Below are 15,303 nucleotides of genomic sequence, written 5' to 3' on the forward strand. Positions count from 1 at the left end.
CGGCTGCCCCGGCCCGCGCGCAAGCACAAGTTGTCCGCATGCGCTCCTCCTCGCGCGCCGTCCTCGTGCTGGGCGCCGGCGCGGCCGGGCTCGCGGCGGGGCGGGCGCTCGCCCGCGCCGGGCTGCGCGTCACCGTGGTCGAGGCGCGCCCGCGCTGGGGCGGGCGCGTCGACACCCGGCGCGACGCCCGCCTCGGCGTGGCCGTGGAGGGCGGGGCGGAGTTCGTACACGGCCGGCCGCGGCCGATCGCGCGGCTGGCGCGCGAGGGGCGGGTCGCCCTGCGCGAGATCGACGGGCGGGTGGTGGCGCTCGACCGCGGGCGGCTCCGCCCCGCGGACCGCGCCTTCGCGCGGATGGAGCGGCTGCTCGAGCTGGGCGACGGGGAGGGGCCGTTCTCGGAGGTGCTGGCCCGGCCGGAGGCGCGGCGCGCCCCGCGGCTCGTGCGCGAGCTCGCCCGCGGCTTCGTGACCGGCTACTACCTCGCCGATCCGCGGCGCCAGAGCCGGGCCGCGCTGCGCGCCATGACCGCCGCCGAGGAGGCGATCGAGGCCGATCGCGCGTTCCGCGCCGTGGAGGGGCAGGCCGCGCTGCTGGCCCCGCTGGCGCGCGCGGTCGAGCGCGGCGCCGAGCTGCGCCTCGCCACGCGCGCGGTCGAGGTGCGCTGGCGCCCGGGCGCGGTCGAGCTCCGCGCGCGCGGCCCGGCGGGTGCGCCGGTGGCGCTCCGCGCCGAGCGCCTCGTCTGCACCCTGCCGGCGGGGCTCCTCGCCGCCGGCGCGGTCCGGTTCCTCCCCGACCTGCGCGCCGCTCGCCGCGCGGCGGCGCGGCTCGAGATGGGGCCGGTGGTGAAGATCCTGCTGCGGTTCCGCCGCCGGTTCTGGGCGGAGCGGGGCGGCGCCACGCCTCCCTGGCCCGACCTCGCCTTCGCGCTCGGCCCGTCCCTCCCGGTGCAGACCTTCTGGACGCTCCAGCCGCTCGAGGCGCCGGTGCTCGTCGGCTGGGCGGGAGGGCCGAACGCGGCGCGGCTCACCGGGCGCCCGGCGCGGGCGATCCTCGGCGCCGCGCTCGCCTCGCTGGCGCGCGGCTTCGGCCGGCCGCGGGCGGCGCTCGAGGACCTGCTCGACGGCGCCGAGGTCGTCGACTGGCCCCAGGACCCGCTCGCCGGGGGCGGCTACGCCGTCTTCCCACCCGGCACGAGCGCGGTGCCGGAGGAGCTCGCGCGCCCGATCGACGGCACGATCTTCCTGGCCGGCGAGGCGACGGTGCTCGGCGCGGCGGGCACCGTCCACGGCGCGATCGAGAGCGGCGAGCGCGCGGCGCGGCAGGTGCTCGCGACGTTCGTGGGGTGAGGGCGGCCGGGCGCCCCGAGGACGGCCGCGGTGCGATCCCCCGCCTCGGGTTCACGCTTAGCGGACCCAGCGCTCATCCTCAGGCCGAGTCGCCGGCCTCGCGACCCCCACCGCCGCCGGCGCAGGCCGGCGCCGAGGCGTGAGGAGGCGCCTTCGCAGCGAACCGCGCCATCCGGGCGACTCCGAAGAACTCGCGCGCCGCGAGCTGGTTGTGAACCCGGCAAACGACCCGAAGGTTCTCGACCGTCGACTCCCCGCCGCGCGCGACCGGCAGGACGTGGTCGAGCTCGAGCCGCGTCGTCGAGCCGCAAACCCCGCCCGATGCGACGGGCCACTGGCAGCAACCGCCGTCGCGCGCCCATACCGCGCGCTTCACCGCGGCCGGGGTGTGCCGCGGACGGGAGGAGAGGCGCGGGGCCGTCTCCCGCGGCTTTGCCACGAGCCCCTTCCGCTTCGCCTTCGCGGCGAGGAGGAGGTCGAGGCCCGCCTCCAGCACCGCCTCGGTGCTCGCCCCCGGGTGGCTGTGTGAGAGGGCGTCGCGCGCCGCGGCGAGCTTTGCGAGGAAGCGCTTCGAGACGGTGAAGTGGAGGCGGCGCAGCTCGGCGGTGAGCGGTTCGATCTCGTCGGGCGACGGCGCGGCGACCCGTTCGGGTTGGTTTTCCGGATGAACTGCTTGAGCGAAATCAACGGCCTTGGCCTGCGGAGCCGCCGGCGCGGAGGCGGGCGCCGCCACCGCCGCCGAGACCAGCTCCGGAGCGGCCCGCGCCGCCGAGCAGCGCACCGCCGTCACGACCTCCCGCCGCGGCGCGACCTCGGCCGGGCGCAGCTCCGCCGCCACCTCCTTCGCCTCCTGCTTCGAGGCGTGGAAGAAGCGCGGCACGACCTCGGCCCGGTTCTCCGGCGTGATGACCTTCGCCAGCTCGGCCACGTTCGAGAGACACAGCCGGCCATCGCGGAGGGGCTCGATGAGCTCCGGGTAGCTCTGGAGCAGTTCGGCTGCGGTCTTGCGGTAGAACGCGGCGCCCTTGGAGAGCCCCAGCTCGCGGTGGAGGAAGTAGAAGCAGCTCGTGTACCCGAGCTCGAGCCACCGCCGCTCGCGGTCAAACGCCGAGAGGGCGACGAGGAAGTCGGCCAGGGCGTGCTGCTCGCGGCGGAGAAGGTCGGCGAGGAGGCGGGAGAGGTCTTTCGCGTCGGTCATACCGACAGTGTCTCACGCGTCTTCGCGACCTCCCCAGGCGCACGCGGTAGCGCCGTGGCGCGGGGAAGTGGTGGTCGGGTCGAGAACGGGTTCATCGGGCGCGTGCGTGGCTGGGTGGGCGCCTGGCGCTGCGAGAGAGGCCTTCGCGCGAGGGGCGCGCCCGCGGAGCGCGCCGAGCGCGCATTCGCGTCAAGCGCGGCTTATCGTGAACCCCAACTGGTAGTCACGCTTAGTGCGTTTGCGTTGCGTCCGGGACGCCTCGCCCACCACCGTGCGCCGCGAGTCCCCGTAAGCCGGACCACGCCCCGCCGTCTCGCACGCGCGGCCCCGCCTCGCGTGCGACGCCCCAACTTCCAGGAGCGCCAGTCCACCGCGGCCCCGCCCGCCCACCTGCCGCGCCCCTCTCTGCCGAACACCGACTGCCCGCGCGCAACCGCTCCGAACATCGGACGGGGTTGCGCGGGCCCCCAGCCCTCTCCCCGCTGCGCGGGGCGAGGGAGGATGTCCGCGAACATCGAACGGGGTTGCGCAGCCCCCCGGCCGTCTCCCCGCGACGAGGGAGAAGAGAGGAGACCCGCGGGAGGCGGCGCCCTCAGCTCTTGTCCGGCCCGAGCGCCCGCGCGGCGGCGCCGAGCAGGGCTGCCGTGCCCACCGGCTTCCCGGTGGCGTGCACCATCCACAGGTCGGGCGTGACCGAGCCGAAGCTCGCCATGCGCTCGAACTCGGGGCCGAGCGCCTTCGCGCCGGCGAGGTGCTCCTCGATCTGCGCCGCGATGAGGTGGCCGATCGGATAGTCGGGCAGGTAGAGGAAGCTCGAGATCATGTGCGAGTAGATCGCGAGCAGCGGCACGTCGCGCACCCCGAACACCGGCGCGTACCAGCGATTCCACAGGTCCTTGGCGAGCCCGAGCGTGGCCTCGCGCAGCTCGGCGGGCGTCGTCTGGGGGTGGGCGTACATCCAGCGCCAGACGGCGGTGTCGAGGAGCGCCACGCCGGCGATCTCGTAGGTCATCCACAGGTCGTTCACCGCCAGCAGCCGCCGCGCCTCGGCGTCGGGGGGCGGCAGGCCCAGCACCTCGAGGTCGCGCGCCTGGAAGACGAAGGCGAGCGCCTCGGTGAAGGCGGTGTTCGGCACGCCCTGGAGCAGCGTGTGGTCGACCTCGTACAGGGAGAACACCTGCTCCACGTTGTGGCCGAGCTCGTGGACGGCGATGTTGAAGCCCTTGTAGTCCATCCCGTCTTTGCCCACCCGGGTGCGCAGGTGCGGGAGGTCGTTCCGCTTGGCCGCGCCGAGCGCGTGCCCGGAGCCGCGGGCCGGCTCCACCACCACGTGCTCCGCCAGGAAGCGCGCCTTGTCGGGCGCGAAGCCGAGCTTCGCCAGGATGGCCGGCAGGTCCTGCTGGAACGCCGCCACCGTCGGGTAGCGCTGCTTCGTCATCCGGTCGAGCTCCGCCTCGCTGAAGCGCGCCCGCGGCCGGAAGCCGTCGTACCAGACGTCGAACGGCTCGAGCTTGCGCCCGAGGCGCTGCTCGACGAGCTTCGCCGCGCGCGGCACGAGCGGCGAGGAGAGCACCTCCTCCAGCAGCGCCGTGACGCGCGCCTCGGGGAGCTCGCGCTCCAGCTCGAACTTGCGCGCGATGTGGGTGGGGGCGATGGGCGAGTACGGGTCGGCCGCCCGGGCTGCCCGGAAGGTCTCGAGCAGCCGCGCGTAGCGCGTGTCGGGCTCGCGGCCGGCGGCGGCGGTGGCCGGCGGGGCCGCGCCGGTCTCGATGGTGTCGCGCGGGGCGGGCGCGACCGCGTTGGTGTACGGGTCCCAGTCGAGGAGCGGCGAGTTCACCACCGCCGCCGGGATGGTCTGGGTGACGATGCGCTCCATCACCTTCTGGATCGCGCGCTGCCGCGCCAGCCCGTCCTGCGTGGCGTAGTCGGCCTTGATCTGGTCGCGCAGGTTCCAATGGCTGAGGAGGCGCATGCCCTTCGGGAAGAGGCGCTTCCCCCCCACCAGCACGTGGTGCATGTAGACGTTGTCGTCCGCGATGTAGATCTCGGCGTCGGCCGAGGCCTGGGCGAGCTGCTGGTTCACCGCCGCCGGCACCCGCCGCGCGAAGCGGCCGGCGAGGCGCACCTCGGCCCACTCCCGGCGGCTCCAGCGCGCGCCGTCGCGGAGGCGCTCGTCGAGCGTGGTGAGCGGGAAGTTGAGGAGCGCCACGAAGGCGAGCTTCGCGTCGAAGAGGTCGTCCACGAGGTGCGCGCCGGCGTCGAACGCCTGCAGGAGGGGATCGACCCGCTGCATCGGCCCGACGTCGAGGACCGCCCAGCGCGAGAGGGTCCGGTTCTGCTCCACGAAGCCGCCGTCGAGCGCCTCGAGCGACTGCTCGAAGCGGGCGAGGAGCGCCTCGAGCGCCGCCGGCTCGGAGACGAACTGCGCCTCCAGGAACGCCTGCAGGGCGGCGGCGTCGCCGTCGGACGGCCGCCAGGCCGCGAGCACCTGGGCCACGCCGCGCTCGACGCGGGCGCGCTGCCCGGGGCCGTGCCTCGCGACGAGCGCCGCGGTGGCCTGGGCGGCCGCCTTGGCGGCGGCGGGATCGGCCGGGGTCATGGGAGCGGGGGCAGCGGCGAGCGTGAGCGCGACGAGGGCGGTGAGCATGCGGCCCTGAACTCTAATGCGCCGGACCGGGCCTGTCGCGAGGCTTGACGCCGGGGCGGCGCGCGCGCCATGAGGACGCCCGCCCCATGAAGACCACCCACCGCCGCCTCACGGTCGTCGCGCTCCTGCTCGGCATGTTCCTCGCCGCCATGGAGATGACGGTGGTCTCGACGGCCATGCCGACCGCCATCGGCGATCTGGGCGGCCTGCACCTCTACGCCTGGGCCTTCGCCGCCTACATGCTCACCGCCACGGTGACGGTGCCCATCTACGGCAAGCTGGCCGATCTGCGGGGCCGCAAGCCCGTCATGCTGGTGGGCCTGGCGCTCTTCCTCGCCGGCTCCCTGGCGTGCGGCCAGGCGCGGTCGATGGAGCTCCTCATCGCCTTCCGCGCGGTGCAGGGCCTCGGCGCCGGCGCCATCCAGCCCATCGGCCTCACCATCGTCGGCGACCTCTTCACGGTCCGCGAGCGCGCCCGCTGGCAGGGCATCTTCGGGGCGGTGTGGGGGCTGGCCGGCCTGCTCGGCCCGCTCCTCGGCGGCGCGCTCGTGCACTACCTGTCCTGGCGCTGGGTCTTCTACGTGAACCTGCCGCTCGGGCTCGCCAGCGCCGCCGTGCTGACCGTCGCCTACCACGAGCGGGTCGAGCGCCACGAGCACCGGCTCGACCTGGCCGGCGCGGCGCTCCTCACCGCCGCCGTGCTGGGGGCGCTCGCCGCGGCGCGCTCGCGCGAGGCCGCCCTGGTGGCGGTCCCGTCGGCGGCCGTGGCGCTCGGGCTCTTCCTCTTCGTGGAGCGGCGCGCGAAGGAGCCGCTCCTCCCGCTCGACCTCTTCGCCGAGCGCATCCTGGCGGTCGCGTCGGCGAGCGGCGCGCTGGTGGGGGCGGCCATGATCGCGATGGTCACCTACGTGCCGCTCTACGTGCAGAGCGTGCTCGGGGCCTCCCCCACCGCCGCCGGCAGCGCCATCGCCCCCATGGCCATCGGCTGGCCCATCGCCTCGGCGCTCTCCGGGCGCCTCCTGCCGCGCCTCGGCTACCGGGTCCTCATCCGCGGCGGGCTCCTGCTCACCGCGCTCTCCGCGACCGCCCTGGCGCTCCTCCTCCGGCCGGGGGCGGAGGTCGGCGCGCTGCGGGCCGTCACCGCCGCCTACGGGCTCGGGCTCGGCTTCGCCAACACGCCGCTCGTCATCGCGGTCCAGTCGAGCGTGCCCTGGAACCGGCGCGGCGTCGCGACCGCCAGCACGATGTTCTTCCGCACCATCGGCGGGACCCTGGCGGTGGGGCTGCTCGGCGGGGTGCTGGCGGCGACGCTGGCCCGCAGCGGCGCGCCGGCGGCCGAGGTCGAGCGGCTCCTCGGCCCCGAGCGGGCGGTGCTGGATCCGGCGCTGGCGCGCGGCCTCGCCGCCGCGCTGCAGGCGGGGATGGGGCACATCTTCTGGACCATCTGCGCGGTCGCCTTCGCCGCCTTCGGGGTCAGCCTGGCGTTCCCCGGCCTGCGGCTCCAGCCGGCCGAGCCCTCCACCTCCAACGAAAGTGCCGCCGCGGGCCGACCTCGGTTATCCTGAAGCGATGCCACCTCGGAATCCAGGCTCGCTCAAGCGACAGAAGGAGCTGGCTCGCCAGCAGAAGCAGCGCGAGAAGCGCGACGAGCGCAACGCGCGCAAGGACGCTGCGAAGGACCGGCCCAAGCCGCCGCCCGGCGTCGACCCCGACATCGCGGATATCATCCCCGGCCCGCAGCCGAAGCTGGACGAGGAGTAGCGCGCCGCCCTCCGGGAGCCCACGCGCAGCCGGAGAAGACGGCGCCCGCCGCGCATCCTGGGATGCGGGCGGGCGCGCCGTTTCGTGCGTCCGGGATCGCCGGTTCAGCCGCGCCGGGCCGCCGCGAACCCGCGTTCGAGGTCGGCGATCAGATCGTCGACGTGCTCGATCCCGCAGGAGACGCGGATGAACCCGTCGGCGATGCCGAGCTGCTCGCGCGCCTCCTTGGGGACCGAGGCGTGGGTCATGATGGCGGGGTGCTCGATGAGGCTCTCCACGCCTCCGAGCGACTCGGCGAGCGCGAAGAGCTTCAGGCTGGACAGGAAGGCCCGTGCCGCGGGGAGCCCGCCGCGGATGACGAACGTCAGCATCCCGCCGGAGCCCTTCATCTGCCGCGCCGCCAGCGCGTGCTGCGGGTGCGACGGGAGCCCGGGGTAGGTGACCTTCTCCACCTGCGGGTGCTGCTCGAGGAAGCGCGCCAGCGCGAGCGCGTTCTGGGCGTGGCGCTCCATGCGCACGTGCAGGGTCTTGAGGCCGCGCAGCACGAGGAAGCTGTCGAACGGCCCGGGCACCGCGCCGACCGCGTTCTGCAGGAACTTGAGCCGGTCGTGGAGCGCCTCGTCGCTCGTCATGATCGCGCCGCCCACCACGTCGGAGTGGCCGTTCAGGTACTTGGTGGTGGAGTGGGTGACGAGGTCGATGCCGAGCTCGAGCGGGCGCTGGAAGAAGGGGGTGGCGAAGGTGTTGTCGACCACCGTCCAGGCGCCGTGCGCGCGGGCGAGGGTCGCCACCGCGCGCAGGTCGACGATCTTGAGCATGGGGTTGGTCGGGCTCTCGATCCAGACCAGGCGCGTGTTCTTGCGCAGCCCGCGCTCCACGTTGCGCGGGTCGCTCATGTCGACCTGGGTGAGCTCGATCCCGTGCCGCTTCCAGACCTTGTCCAGGCTGCGGAAGGTGCCGCCGTAGACGTCGTCCGAGGCGAGGACGTGGTCGCCCGCCTGGAGCAGGTGGAGCAGGGCGTCGGTGGCCGCCAGCCCGGAGGCGAAGGCGAGCGCGTGCCGGGCGCCCTCGAGCGCCGCCAGGCACCCCTGCAGCGCGTCGCGGGTGGGGTTCTGCGTGCGCGAGTACTCGTACCCCTGGTGCTCGCCCGGCGCGCGCTGCGCGTAGGTCGAGGTGAGGTAGACCGGCGTCATCACCGCGCCGGTGGTGGGGTCGGGCCGCTGCCCGGCGTGGATGGCCAGCGTCTCGAACCCGAGCTTGCGATCGTCGGTCATGGGGCCTCTACCGGAGCTTCTCGCCGAGGAACTCGATGAGGTCGATCTTGGTGACGATGCCGGTCACCCGATCGCCCTCCTTCACCACCGCCACGTGGTCGTCGTTGAAGATGTCGCGCAGCCGGCCGACCGCGGTGTCCGGGCCGACCACGCCCTCGAGCGGCTGCACCAGGGGCTCGACCACCTCGGAGAGCCGGTGCTTGCCCTCGATGAGGAAGTTGAGCAGGTCGTACTCGTGGATCATCCCGATGCAGCGGCCCTCGGGGTCGACCACCGGCATCTGGGAGATGTCGTGGTCCTTCATCTTCTTCACCACCGCCTCGACCTTGTCGGTCTTGCGCGCGCTGATGACCTCGCCGCGGCGGCCGCCCAGCACGTCGCGCACGGTGGCGGTGCCGACCCCCTCGCCGCCGTTCCCGACCGGGAAGCCGTTGTCGCGCATCCACTCGTCCGAGTAGAACTTGGAGATGTAGGCGCGCCCGCCGTCCGGCAGCGGCACCACGATCACCTTGCCCTTGCCGAGCTCGCGCGCCAGCTGCAGCGCCACGTGCACCGCCGCGCCGGAGCTGCCGCCCGCGAAGAGCCCCTCCTCGCGCGCCAGCCGCCGGGCCATGGCGAAGGCCTGCCGGTCGTCGAACTGGCGGACGTCGTCCATGACGGCGAGATCCATCGCGCCGCACATCATGTCCTCGCCGACCCCCTCCACCTTGTAGCCGTGGGGCTCGGAGAGCTTGCCGGTCTTGAACATGGAGTAGTAGACGGAGCCCACCGGGTCGGCGCCCACGTTCAGGATCTTGGGGTTCTGCTCCTTGAAGAAGCGGCCGCAGCCGCTCATCGTGCCGCCGGTGCCGATGCCGGCCACGAAGGCGTCGAACCGCCCGCCCGTCTGCTCCCAGATCTCCGGGCCGGTGAGCCGGTAGTGCGCCTCGACGTTGTCCCGGTTGTGGTACTGGTTCAGGTAGAAGCTGTTGGGCGTCTCGGCGGCGATGCGCTTCGCGACCGAGTAGTAGCTCTCCGGCGAGTCGGCCGGGACGCTCGTGGGCGTGACCACCACCTGCGCGCCGAACGCCTTGAGGGTGTCCTGCTTCTCCTTCGACATCTTGTCCGGCATGGTGAAGATGCAGCGGTACCCCTTCACCGCCGCCGCCAGCGCCACCCCCACCCCGGTGTTGCCGCTCGTGTTCTCGACGATGGTGCTGCCCTTCTTGAGCAACCCCTCGCGCTCGGCCTTCTCGATGATGTGGACCGCCATCCGGTCCTTGATGGAGCCGCCCGGGTTCAGGTACTCGAGCTTGACCAGCACGGTCGCGTCGTCGGGGCCGACCACCTTGTTGAGGCGGACGAGCGGGGTGTGGCCGATCGCGGAGAGGACGTTCTCGTGGTAGGGCATGCGCCGTCCGTATAGGCGTGCGCGGAACGGAGTGTCAAATGAACGATCCGGTCATCGAGGAACGCGTCCGGCGGGCGGTCTCCCGCGCCACCGGCGAGGACGTGGCCGCGGCCCCGGTGCGGCGCCTGGCGGGGCACGCCTCCGCCCGCAGCTACTGGCGCGTGGGCGCGTACGCGCCCGGCGGGGGGCGGCCGGCGTCGCACGTCGTCATGGTGATGCCGCCCGACGCCAGGCCGGAGGAGGTGACGGAGGGCGGCCGGCCGGCGGTCGAGCCGTTCGTGGACGTGCAGCGGTACCTCGCCGGCCTGGGCGTGCGGGTGCCCGCCGTCGTGGCGTTCTACGAGGACGACCCGCGCGGCGGCCTCATGGTGCTCGAGGACCTCGGGGACGAGATGCTCGAGACGCGGCTCCTCGCCGGGGACGCCCCGCGCCCCCTGTACGAGGCCGCCATCGACCAGCTGGCCCGCCTGCGCGCCGCCGCCGAGCGCGCCCCGGGCGGCTCGGTCGCGTTCACCCGCGGCTTCGAGCAGGACCTCTACCGCTGGGAGCTGGACCACTTCCGCGAGTGGCTGCTCGAGGCCTGGAAGGGGGCGCGGCTCTCCCCCGCCGAGCGGGAGCTCGTCGACCGCGAGTTCGACCGGATCTCCGCGGCCCTGGCGGCGGAGCCGAAGGGCTTCACCCACCGCGACTACCAGTCCCGGAACCTCATGGTGCTGCCCGGCGGCGCGCAGGCGGTCATCGACTTCCAGGACGCGCTGCTCGGCCCCCGCCAGTACGACCTGGTGGCGCTGCTCCGCGACAGCTACGTCGAGCTGCCGGACGCGCTGGTGGAGGCGATGCTGCGCCGCTACCTCGACCAGCTCGCCGCCCACGGCGGCCCGCGCCTCGCGTACGGTCCGTTCCGCGAGGTCTTCGACCTCCTCACCGTGCAGCGCAAGCTCAAGGACGCGGGGCGCTTCGTCTTCATCGACCGCGTGAAGAAGAACCCCGGGTTCCTGGTCTCCATCCCCGCCTCGCTGCGCTACGTGCGGGACGCCTTCGCGCGCCGCCCCGACCTGGCGCCGCTGCAGGAGGTGCTGGCGCGCCACGTGCCGGAGCTCGCCCCCTGAAAAGGACCGCGGGGAGGCGGGGCGCGCGGCCCCACCTCCCCGCGGGAGACCTCGTGCGGAGGGCTACTCGGCGCCGACGCCGAGGTAGGTCCGCAGCTTCTCGTCCTCGAACTTGGCCTGGGCCAGCGGGTCCGGGGAGAGGAGCGAGACGACGATGCCCACGATGAACGAGGCGGTCATCGAGATGACGCACGGGTTCTTGAGCGGGATGATCGCCGAGGCGTTGTGGAAGACGTCGACCCACACCGTCGGGCTGAGCAGGATCATGCCGACCGAGAGGAACGCGCCGGTCAGCATGGCCGCCACCGCGCCCTGGGTGGAGAAGCGCTTCCACACGATCGACATGAAGAGCGCCGGGAAGTTGGCGCTGGCCGCGATCGAGAAGGCGAGGCCCACCATGAACGCGACGTTCTGGCCCTTGAAGAGGATGCCGAGGCCCACCGCGAAGATGCCGAAGACGATGGTGGCACGCTTGGCGGCGTGCATCTGCTCCTCCTCCGTCGCCTTGCCCTTCTTGATCACGTTCACGTAGATGTCGTGCGAGTAGGCGGACGCGCCGGCGAGCGTGAGGCCGGCGACCACGGCCAGGATGGTGGCGAACGCGACCGCGGCGATGAAGCCGAGGAAGGGCGTGCCGCCGAGCGTGAGGGCCAGCACCGGCGCCGCCATGTTGCCGCCGGCGTCGATGGCCTTGATGGCGGCCTGGCCGCCCGGGATCAGCACCGCCGCGCCGAAGCCGACGATCGGGATGATGATGTAGAAGTAGCCGATGAGGCCGGTCGCGTAGAGCACGCTCTTCCGGGCCGCCTTCGCGTCCGGCACCGTGTAGAAGCGCATCAGGATGTGCGGCAGGCCGAGGAGGCCCAGCATGAGGGCGAGGCCGAGCGAGACCGCCTCCAGCGGGTTCTTCGCCAGCGCGCCCGGCTCCAGCATCTTCTGGCCGTACTCGTGCGCCACCTTGGCGTAGAGGTCGGTCGGGGCGCCCACCTTCACCAGCACCAGCACGGTGAGGAGGCTGACGCCGAAGAGGAGGAGGCAGGCCTTGATGATCTGCACCCAGGTGGTGGCGAGCATGCCGCCGAAGAGCACGTAGGCGAGCATGACCACGCCGACGATGATCTCGGCCCACAGGTACGGGATGCCGAACATGAGCTTGATGAGGTTACCGGAGCCGACCATCTGGGCGATCGTGTAGAAGAGCACGGTCAGGATGCCGCCGATGGCGGAGGCGATGCGCACCGGCGTCTGGCGGAGGCGGAACGCCACCACGTCGGCGAAGGTGAACTTGCCGAGGTTCCGGAGCGGCTCGGCGACGAGGAACATGAGCGCGGGCCAGCCGACGAGCCAGCCGGTGGCGTACACCATGCCGTCGTAGCCCTTCATCGCCACCATGCCGGAGATGCCGAGGAAGCTGGCGGCGGACATGTAGTCGCCGGCCAGGGCGAGGCCGTTCTGCGCCGCGGACACGCTGCGGCCGGCCGCGTAGAACTCGCTCGAGGTCTTGGTCTTCTTGGCGGCCCAGTAGGTGATGACGAGGGTGATGGCGACGATGATGAAGAAGAAGAGGAGGGCGGTGTTGTTGCGCTCGCCGAGCTTGTAGTCGGCGGCCTGGGCGGCGAGATCGAGGAGCTGCCGTGCGGAAGTCAGCATCGTGGGAGACCTCTCTAGGTACGAGGGGGTGAGCGGTGACTACTTCCGGAGGGTGTTCTTGAGCCGCTCGACCTCGGGGTCGTAGCTCTTGTTGGCCCAGCCGACGTAGAAGGCGGTGAGGACGAAGGCGACGACGATGACCCCGACGCCGATCGGGATCGCGGCGGTGGTCACCTCGCCGATCTTGGTCGTCATGAACTCGGGCGCGTACGGGATGAGCAGGATGTACCCGTAGTACGTGACGAACAGCAGGGCGAGCAGCACCATGCTGACCGTCCAGCGCAGCGAGACCAGCCGCTTGAAGTCGGCCGACTCGATCACCTGGGTCGCCGACTGGTTGATCTTGGGCTCGGCCCTCGAGATGTTGGATGCCGTGTACGCCATGCCTCGTCTCCTCCGGTCTGGAGCGGCCCCTGGGCCGCTCGGAAGCGCTGAATGGACCTACTTGACTGCAGGCCTCGCTGCTGGTCCGGCTGCGGACACCACCCGCTTGCCTAAGATCTTGATTTGACGTTGATCAAGACGCATTTGCTGTGGGTGAGACACTCATGCCATGGCTGCGGCATTCCGTCATGACGCGGCGAGTCGAAACGCAATATTTGTCGTCTCGATCGCGCAAATTGCGGCGCGGCGCGCAGGGGGTTGCGCAAGAACGTCCTCGCGGCTGCGTGGCCGGCGACGCAGCGGCGAGCGGCTCCCCCACCTCGCGCCGCGGTCCGCGCTCATGAGGCTCGCGCTCCTCGCCGATCTGCACGCGAACCTCGCCGCGGTGGAGGCGTGCCTGGCGCACGCCGCGGCCCGCGGGGCCGAGGGGCACGCGTTCCTGGGGGACCTCGTCGGCTACGGGCCGGAGCCGGCGGAGGTGCTCGAGCTCGTCGCCGCCCACGCGGCGCGCGGCGCGGTGGTGGTGGGCGGCAACCACGACGCGGCGGTGGTGGACGGTCGGACGGAGACGATGGATCCCGCCGCCGCCGAGGCGGTGGCGTGGACGCGCGCGCGGCTGCCCGAGCCCGCGCGCCGGTTCCTCGCCGAGCTGCCGCTCGTGGCGCGGCGCGAGGGCGCGCTGTTCGTGCACGCCAGCGCGGACGCCCCGCGGGCCTGGACCTACGTCTCCGATCCCCTCCGCGCCGCCCAGAGCCTGGCCGCCGCCGAGGCGACCTGGGTCTTCTGCGGCCACGTGCACGTGCCGGCGCTCTACCACCTCACCGCCGCCGGCCGGGCGGCGCACTTCGCGCCGGTGCCGGGCGTCGCGGTCCCGGTCCCGCCGCACCGGCGCTGGCTGGCCGTGGTCGGGTCGGCGGGCCAGCCGCGCGACGGCAACCCCGCCGCGTGCTACGCCTTGTTCGACGCGGCGGCCGGCACGCTCACCTTCCACCGGGTGCCGTACGACGTCCGCGGCGCGGCGGCCCGGGTGCGCGCCGCGGGCCTCCCGGAGCGGCTGGCGCGCCGCCTCGAGCACGGAAAGTGAGCGGCGCATGAGCGAGCTGCCGGAGCCGGGCGACGTGCTGGACGGGTTCCGGATCGACGCGCGGCTGCACGCCGGCGGGATGGGCGTCGTCTACGCCGTGAGCGGCCGCGAGACCGGGTTCCCGCTCGTCATGAAGGTGCCGCGGCTCGGGCACGGCGAGCCGGGCGAGGCGGTGGTCACCTACGAGGTGGAGCAGACGGTGCTCGGCGCGCTGCGCGGTCCGCACGTGCCGCGCCTGGTGGCCGCTGGCGACGTCACGCGGCAGCCCTACCTCGTCATGGAGCGGGTGGAGGGCGAGCCGCTCAAGGCGTGGGCGGAGCGGGCGCCGCTCCCCGCCGCCGAGGTGGCGCGGCTCGGCGCGGCGGTCGCGACGGCGCTGCACGCGCTCCACCAGCAGGAGGCGATCCACCTCGACCTCAAGCCCTCCAACGTCCTCATCCGCCCCTCCGGCCAGGCGGTGCTCATCGACCTCGGGCTCGCCGCCCACGCCCACTACCCGGACCTCCTGGCGGAGGAGCTGCGGCGGCCCATCGGCTCGGGGCCGTACATCTCCCCGGAGCAGGTGCTGCGCGTCCGCAGCGACCCGCGCTCGGACCTGTTCGCGCTGGGCGTCATCCTCTACGAGCTCGCCACCGGCCGCCTGCCCTTCGGCGCCCCCACCACCCCGGCCGGCCTGCGCAAGCGGCTCTTCCGCGATCCGATCCCGCCCCGCGCCCTCGAGCCCTCGGTGCCGCCGTGGCTGCAGGAGATCGTGCTGCGCTGCCTCGAGCCCGACGCCCGCCAGCGCCACGCGTCCGCGGCGCAGGTCGCGTTCGACCTCACCCACCCGGACCAGGTCGCGCTCGGCGAGCGGGCGGCGCGCCTGCGCCGCCGCGCCGGGCTGCGGGCCCTGCTCCGCTGGCTCCGCGCCGCCGGGCTGGAGCCTGCGCCCCCCGCCCGCCCCAGCGCCCAGCTCTCGACCGCCCCCATCGTCGTGGCCGCCGTCGCCACCAGCCACGGCAACGAGGCGCAGTTCGAGGCGCTGCGCGAGGTGGTGGCGCGCCTCCTCGCGCCCCGCGGCGAGACGCGCCTCGCCTGCGTCACCGTCGTCCGCCCCGCGCCGGAGCTGGGGGGCGCGACGCCCGACGACGCCGCCAGCCGGCAGCGCATCAAGCACCTCGTGCTCCTGCGGCACTGGGCCGAGCCGCTCCACCTCCCGCCCGGCCGCGTCTCCTTCCACGTGCTCGAGTCCGCCGACCCCGCCGCGGCGCTCGTCGACTACGCCCGCGTGAACCAGGTCGACCACGTGGTCCTGGGCGCCCCGCCGCCGGACCTGCCGTTCAAGGGGCTGCTCGGGACCATCCCGACGCGGGTGGCCCTCGAGGCGCCCTGCACCGTGAGCATCGTGCGCCCGCGCGCGGAGCGGTGAAGTCCGCTCTCGGGCAGGGGTTCCGGGCGGGGCGGAGGGGTGGCCCTCCGCC

The 15,303-nt window shown here is 73.6% G+C and carries 12 protein-coding genes; 6 read left to right on the forward strand and 6 right to left on the reverse strand.

The genetic code is table 11. The features are described 5' to 3' along the window. The first annotated feature begins 38 nt into the window (after nt 1-38). Entirely contained in the window at nt 39-1,346 is a 1,308-nt protein-coding gene (locus HWY08_RS07890; RefSeq protein ID WP_176064301.1) for a flavin monoamine oxidase family protein, read from the forward strand. Nucleotides 1,347-1,425: 79 nt separating this feature from the next. On the opposite strand, the gene HWY08_RS07895 is transcribed toward HWY08_RS07890, so the two are convergent. Further along, nucleotides 1,426-2,544, reverse strand: a complete 1,119-nt coding sequence (locus tag HWY08_RS07895; protein WP_176064302.1) for an HNH endonuclease — start codon at nt 2,542-2,544, stop codon at nt 1,426-1,428. 592 nt (nt 2,545-3,136) lie between these two features. Next, nucleotides 3,137-5,191 carry a hypothetical protein gene (locus tag HWY08_RS07900; RefSeq protein ID WP_371869305.1) on the reverse strand — a complete coding sequence of 685 codons (2,055 nt, stop codon included), beginning with the start codon at nt 5,189-5,191 and terminating at the stop codon, nt 3,137-3,139. A gap of 86 nt (nt 5,192-5,277) precedes the next feature. On the opposite strand from HWY08_RS07900, the gene HWY08_RS07905 reads away from it, so the two are divergent. Both HWY08_RS07905 and HWY08_RS07910 read left to right on the forward strand, forming a co-directional pair. Then, nucleotides 5,278-6,756: an MDR family MFS transporter gene (locus tag HWY08_RS07905; protein ID WP_176064303.1), complete on the forward strand. Its 1,479-nt coding sequence runs from the start codon at nt 5,278-5,280 to the stop codon at nt 6,754-6,756. A 4-nt stretch (nt 6,757-6,760) separates the two neighbouring features. Then, nucleotides 6,761-6,952 carry a hypothetical protein gene (locus HWY08_RS07910; protein ID WP_176064304.1) on the forward strand — a complete coding sequence of 64 codons (192 nt, stop codon included), beginning with the start codon at nt 6,761-6,763 and terminating at the stop codon, nt 6,950-6,952. Between the two features lie 104 nt (nt 6,953-7,056). Here HWY08_RS07910 and HWY08_RS07915 read toward each other — a convergent pair whose 3' ends face one another. Together HWY08_RS07915 and HWY08_RS07920 are read right to left on the reverse strand one after the other, a co-directional pair. Further along, entirely contained in the window at nt 7,057-8,226 is a 1,170-nt protein-coding gene (locus HWY08_RS07915; protein WP_176064305.1) for a cystathionine gamma-synthase, read from the reverse strand. 7 nt (nt 8,227-8,233) lie between these two features. Next, a complete protein-coding gene (locus HWY08_RS07920) occupies nt 8,234-9,616 on the reverse strand; it encodes a pyridoxal-phosphate dependent enzyme (protein WP_176064306.1) in 1,383 nt (460 codons plus the stop codon). Nucleotides 9,617-9,654: 38 nt separating this feature from the next. On the opposite strand from HWY08_RS07920, the gene HWY08_RS07925 reads away from it, so the two are divergent. Further along, nucleotides 9,655-10,725: an aminoglycoside phosphotransferase family protein gene (locus HWY08_RS07925; protein WP_176064307.1), complete on the forward strand. Its 1,071-nt coding sequence runs from the start codon at nt 9,655-9,657 to the stop codon at nt 10,723-10,725. Nucleotides 10,726-10,788: 63 nt separating this feature from the next. Here the strand turns inward: HWY08_RS07925 and HWY08_RS07930 are convergent, their stop codons facing one another. Then, a complete protein-coding gene (locus HWY08_RS07930) occupies nt 10,789-12,375 on the reverse strand; it encodes a sodium:solute symporter family transporter (RefSeq protein ID WP_176064308.1) in 1,587 nt (528 codons plus the stop codon). Nucleotides 12,376-12,414: 39 nt separating this feature from the next. After that, nucleotides 12,415-12,759, reverse strand: a complete 345-nt coding sequence (locus tag HWY08_RS07935) for a DUF485 domain-containing protein (protein ID WP_176064309.1) — start codon at nt 12,757-12,759, stop codon at nt 12,415-12,417. A 340-nt stretch (nt 12,760-13,099) separates the two neighbouring features. On the opposite strand from HWY08_RS07935, the gene HWY08_RS07940 reads away from it, so the two are divergent. Both HWY08_RS07940 and HWY08_RS07945 read left to right on the forward strand, forming a co-directional pair. Then, complete coding sequence (locus tag HWY08_RS07940; RefSeq protein WP_176064310.1) at nt 13,100-13,843, forward strand: metallophosphoesterase family protein; 744 nt, start codon at nt 13,100-13,102, stop codon at nt 13,841-13,843. A gap of 7 nt (nt 13,844-13,850) precedes the next feature. Beyond that, nucleotides 13,851-15,251: a bifunctional serine/threonine-protein kinase/universal stress protein gene (locus tag HWY08_RS07945; RefSeq protein WP_176064311.1), complete on the forward strand. Its 1,401-nt coding sequence runs from the start codon at nt 13,851-13,853 to the stop codon at nt 15,249-15,251. Nucleotides 15,252-15,303 lie beyond the last annotated feature (52 nt).

This window comes from Anaeromyxobacter diazotrophicus (assembly GCF_013340205.1).
GTDB classification, from domain to species: Bacteria; Myxococcota; Myxococcia; order Myxococcales; family Anaeromyxobacteraceae; genus Anaeromyxobacter_A; species Anaeromyxobacter_A diazotrophicus.

Coding starts and splice junctions, on each gene's coding strand:
- HWY08_RS07930 (WP_176064308.1), bottom strand. CDS start 12,375: ATGCTGACTTCCGCACGGCAGCTCCTCGATCTCGCCGCCCAGGCCGCC.
- HWY08_RS07890 (WP_176064301.1), top strand. CDS start 39: ATGCGCTCCTCCTCGCGCGCCGTCCTCGTGCTGGGCGCCGGCGCGGCC.
- HWY08_RS07940 (WP_176064310.1), top strand. CDS start 13,100: ATGAGGCTCGCGCTCCTCGCCGATCTGCACGCGAACCTCGCCGCGGTG.
- HWY08_RS07910 (WP_176064304.1), top strand. CDS start 6,761: ATGCCACCTCGGAATCCAGGCTCGCTCAAGCGACAGAAGGAGCTGGCT.
- HWY08_RS07920 (WP_176064306.1), bottom strand. CDS start 9,616: ATGCCCTACCACGAGAACGTCCTCTCCGCGATCGGCCACACCCCGCTC.
- HWY08_RS07895 (WP_176064302.1), bottom strand. CDS start 2,544: ATGACCGACGCGAAAGACCTCTCCCGCCTCCTCGCCGACCTTCTCCGC.
- HWY08_RS07925 (WP_176064307.1), top strand. CDS start 9,655: ATGAACGATCCGGTCATCGAGGAACGCGTCCGGCGGGCGGTCTCCCGC.
- HWY08_RS07900 (WP_371869305.1), bottom strand. CDS start 5,191: ATGCTCACCGCCCTCGTCGCGCTCACGCTCGCCGCTGCCCCCGCTCCC.
- HWY08_RS07945 (WP_176064311.1), top strand. CDS start 13,851: ATGAGCGAGCTGCCGGAGCCGGGCGACGTGCTGGACGGGTTCCGGATC.
- HWY08_RS07935 (WP_176064309.1), bottom strand. CDS start 12,759: ATGGCGTACACGGCATCCAACATCTCGAGGGCCGAGCCCAAGATCAAC.
- HWY08_RS07915 (WP_176064305.1), bottom strand. CDS start 8,226: ATGACCGACGATCGCAAGCTCGGGTTCGAGACGCTGGCCATCCACGCC.
- HWY08_RS07905 (WP_176064303.1), top strand. CDS start 5,278: ATGAAGACCACCCACCGCCGCCTCACGGTCGTCGCGCTCCTGCTCGGC.